Genomic DNA, 3,953 nt, shown 5'->3' with positions numbered 1-3,953 from the left:
GGCCCCGACGCCCCCATCATCACCACCGACGCCCGCCACCGCAGCGAAGCCAAAAGCGCCCTCATCACCCTCGTCGAACACGCCCTCATGGCCCGCCTGAAGTGACCTTTCCAAGTCGCCTCGCCGACAGGTAAGTTGCCCCGGGCAATGAGAAGACCGGACCGGCGCCTTCCGGGCGCCGGAAAAGTCACGCCCGGCGCCGGTTCCCGTACCCCGGCACGCGATCTGTGTCCTTGGCCACGCCGCCCGACGCGTTCATAACGTTTCGACAGAGAATTCACCGGCCGCCGACACCCGGCGCGCACACGCGGCTCCGCTGTGCGCACATTTCTCTCGCCTTTTGCCGCCGCTCGCCCTTAACGCCCCTTTTATCTGAGCCGCTCAGCGCGTTGCTCCGCTTTTGCCCAGTGTTTGGAACGCACGGTCCTGACGTGCTGAAATTCGCTGAACTCCGGAGTAGTAAGGCCCCGAAGAAAACGGCACGGCGCAAAGGGCGCGGTGCCGGCGCCGAGAGGTTGTTGGTCGAGTGAGGCGAAGCAGGTCGGGCCCCGAGCCGCAGGAACCGCGGCGGGGCAACTTCACGCCACCGTCGCACAGCGCGGCACCGGCTGCCGGCGCGGCCGAAAGCCAGGCCGCCACCGTCCCGGTGAGCGGCGGGAGGTTCTCCCCGCGCAACTGGCGCGTGGCCACCCGGCTCAACGCGATCCTGCTCATCCCCGTGCTCGTCGCCCTGGTCTTCGGCGGTCTGCGCGTCAACAGCTCGGTCGAGACCTGGCAGGAGGCCCGGGACGCCGAGAACACCGCGAAGCTGGTGCGGGCCGCCGCCGCCTACAGCCACGCCATCATCGACGAGCGCGACCGCACCGCCGAGCCGCTGCTCACGGGCAAGCGCGACGATGCGGCCGTGAGCCAGGCGCGCGCGGCGACCGACACCGCGGCGCAGGCCTTCCACGCCGCGGTCAAGGAGGCGCCCGACAAGGCGGGCCTCCAGCGCCGGCTGGCCGCCTTCGAGAAGGTCGAGCCGGGCCTGAAGAAGCTGCGCGAGGCCGCCTACACGTCCCAGCTGCCCGGCGTACGCACCGAAGAGGGCTACGTCGCCATCCAGCACCCGCTGATGGAGTTCGCCAACGAGCTGGGCCTGGGCACCGGCAACATCACCTCCTACGGCCGTACGGTCTACGCCGTCTCGCTGGCCAAGGCCGCCGAGTCGCTGACCCGCTCCATCGGTACGCACCTGCTGGTCGCCCCGGCGTCCCCGCAGGGCGGCAAGGAGCACAAGAAGCAGCTGACCTCGTTCGCCTCGTACAAGTACCTGGAGAACATCGCGATCGGCGAGTACACCTCCGGCGGTACCCCCGAGGACGTGCAGCGGCTGAAGGACGACACCGCCAAGCTCAAGAAGCGGAACGAGACGTCGCCGGCCTTCGACACGATGGTCAACGCCATCGCCTCCGGCGCCTCGCCGCAGCAGCTCGCCGCGCAGGGCATCACGCCGGAGAGCTGGTTCACCGCGGCCACCGGCGCGTTCGACATGTACCGCGGCATCGAGAAGGACCTCGCCGACAAGGCGGTGGACGAGGCGGCCGCGATCTCCTCGGACGCGCAGCGGTCCACCTTCGTCGACTCCGCGATCGTGATCGCCGCGCTGGTCGTCGCGTTCCTGGTGGCGGGCATGATGGCGCGGCGGATGAGCCGGAACATGAGCCGGCTGCGCTCCGCGGCCTTCGGCATCGCCGAGCAGCGGCTGCCGACCCTGGTCGACCAGCTCTCCCGTACCGACCCGGGACGCGTGGACACCCGCGTACAGCCCATCCCGATCCACACCACCGACGAGATCGGCGAGGTGGCCCGCGCCTTCGACCAGGTGCACCGGGAGGCCGTCCGGCTCGCCGCCGAGCAGGCGCTGCTGCGCGGCAACGTCAACGCGATCTTCACCAACCTCTCGCAGCGCAACCAGGGCCTGATCGAGCGCCAGCTCACCCTGATCACCGAGCTGGAGAACAACGAGGCCGACCCGGACCAGCTGGAGAGCCTCTTCCGGATGGACCACCTGGCCACCCGTATGCGGCGCAACGGCGAGAACCTCCTCATCCTCGCGGGCGAGGAGCCGGGCCAGCGCTGGAACCAGCCGGTCCCGCTGATCGACGTGCTGCGCGCGGCGACGTCCGAGGTCGAGGCGTACGAGCGAATAGAGCTGTCCGGCGTGCCGGACGGCGACATCCACGGCACCGCCGTGACCGACCTCGTGCACCTGCTCTCCGAGCTGCTGGAGAACGCCACCACGTTCTCCTCGCCGCAGACCAAGGTGCGGGTCGCCGCCACCCGGCTGCCGGACGGCCGGGTCATGATCGAGATCCACGACAAGGGCATCGGGCTGACCCCCGAGGACTTCGCCGACATCAACCACAAGCTGGCCAACCCGCCGACCGTGGACGCATCGGTCTCCCAGCGCATGGGCCTGTTCGTGGTCGGCCGCCTCGCCGACCGGCACGGCATCCGCGTACAGCTGCGCCCGTCCGGCGAGCAGGCCGGCACCACGTCCCTCGTCATGCTCCCCGAGGCCATCACCCACGGCGGTGGCGGCGAGGAGGGGTACGACGACGACTTCACGGTCTCCCGGATCGTCCCCGAGCACGAGCAGGGCGGGTACGCGCACGACGGCCGCTCGGCCGCGGAGCTCGGCTTCGACGAGTCCGGCTTCGGGCAGCACGGCGGCGCCGCGCCGCTCGACCCGGTCAACCGCTCGCTGCTGCGCGAGGAGCGCCGGGCGGCGCTGGAGGCGCAGGCCGGTGGTGCGGGCGCCCAGGGCCGCGCGCACGATCCCGCGCAGCAGCAGCCGTACCCGAATCCGCCGGGGCAGCCGTACCTGGATCCGTCGGCGCAGCTGTTCCAGGACACGGCGCAGCACGGTGGCGCGGGCTACGGGAACCAGCCCGGGCAGCCGTATGCGGAACCCCGGCAGGGGGTCTACGACGCCGGGCAGCCGCTGGGCCAGGGACTTGCCGAAGTCGGTCGTGACGAGGCCGCCGGCCAGCAGCCGTACGTGCCGTACGAGACGCGGCCGCAGGACGACTGGCCCGAAAACGGAGCGTACACCGGCTATTCGGGCCCGGAAACGGAATCGGACCGGAATCCGTCGGCCGCTCCCGCGGACACCCCGGACCGCGTAGCATTCGACCGTCCGGATTCCACCCCGAACGACGCACAGCCGCTGACCGACGCCGGCCTTCCGCGCCGCGGAGCCGGCCAGCCGCAGGCTCAGCAGCAGTGGCAGCCGTTCGAGGAGGCGTCCTCCAGGCCCCGTGCCCAGGAGGGCCCGGCGGCCGCCCCGCAGGGGAACGCGCCGGAGTCCGGTCCGGACGGCTCCGAGTGGCGCTCGGCCAACGACGAGCGCTGGCAGCGGGCGGAGCGGCTGCGCGAGCCGAAGGCGGGTGGAGTCACTTCCTCCGGTCTGCCCCGGCGGGTGCCCAAGGCCAACCTGGTCGAGGGCACGGCGGAGCAGAGCCCGCAGGGCGGCCCGCAGGTCTCCCGCGCTCCGGAGGACGTCCGCGGCCGGCTGAGCAACCTGCGGCGCGGGGTCCAGCAGGGACGCAACGTGGGCACGGACCAATCGGAGGTCCCCCAGAATGACCAACAGGGCTTCGGCCCCGGCAGCACCTACGATCAGGAGCGTTAGTGTGAGCCCGATGAGCCAGGCGGCGCAGAACCTGAACTGGTTGATCACCAACTTCGTGGACAACACCCCCGGTGTGTCCCACACGGTCGTGGTCTCCGCGGACGGTCTCCTCCTCGCCATGTCCGAGGGCTTCCCTCGGGACAGAGCCGATCAGTTGGCGGCGGTGGCCTCCGGCCTCACCTCGCTGACCTCCGGCGCCTCCCGCATCTTCGAGGGCGGGAGTGTCAACCAGACCGTGGTGGAGATGGAGCGCGGCTTCCTCTTCATCATGTCCGTC

At 71.0% G+C, this 3,953-nt stretch carries 2 protein-coding genes and 1 pseudogene; all 3 read left to right on the top strand.

Going from position 1 to position 3,953, the window contains the following annotated elements; translation table 11 throughout:
* Window positions 1-105: pseudogene (locus IH45_RS0142320) on the top strand (ATP-binding protein); the annotation flags it as partial.
* A 421-nt stretch (window positions 106-526) separates the two neighbouring features.
* Window positions 527-3,676 (top strand): sensor histidine kinase, encoded by a 3,150-nt coding sequence (locus IH45_RS0142315; RefSeq protein WP_030682388.1) that lies wholly within the window; start codon window positions 527-529, stop codon window positions 3,674-3,676.
* A 10-nt stretch (window positions 3,677-3,686) separates the two neighbouring features.
* Window positions 3,687-3,953 (top strand): roadblock/LC7 domain-containing protein (locus IH45_RS0142310; protein WP_030682385.1); only part of this gene is annotated, 267 nt, incomplete at its 3' end.

It is taken from the genome of Streptomyces rimosus subsp. rimosus (genome assembly GCF_000720725.1).
Taxonomy (GTDB): domain Bacteria; phylum Actinomycetota; class Actinomycetes; order Streptomycetales; family Streptomycetaceae; genus Streptomyces; species Streptomyces rimosus_A.
The sequence above is the reverse complement of the archived record's forward strand: the minus strand, read 5'-3'. Positions and strand labels throughout refer to the sequence as shown.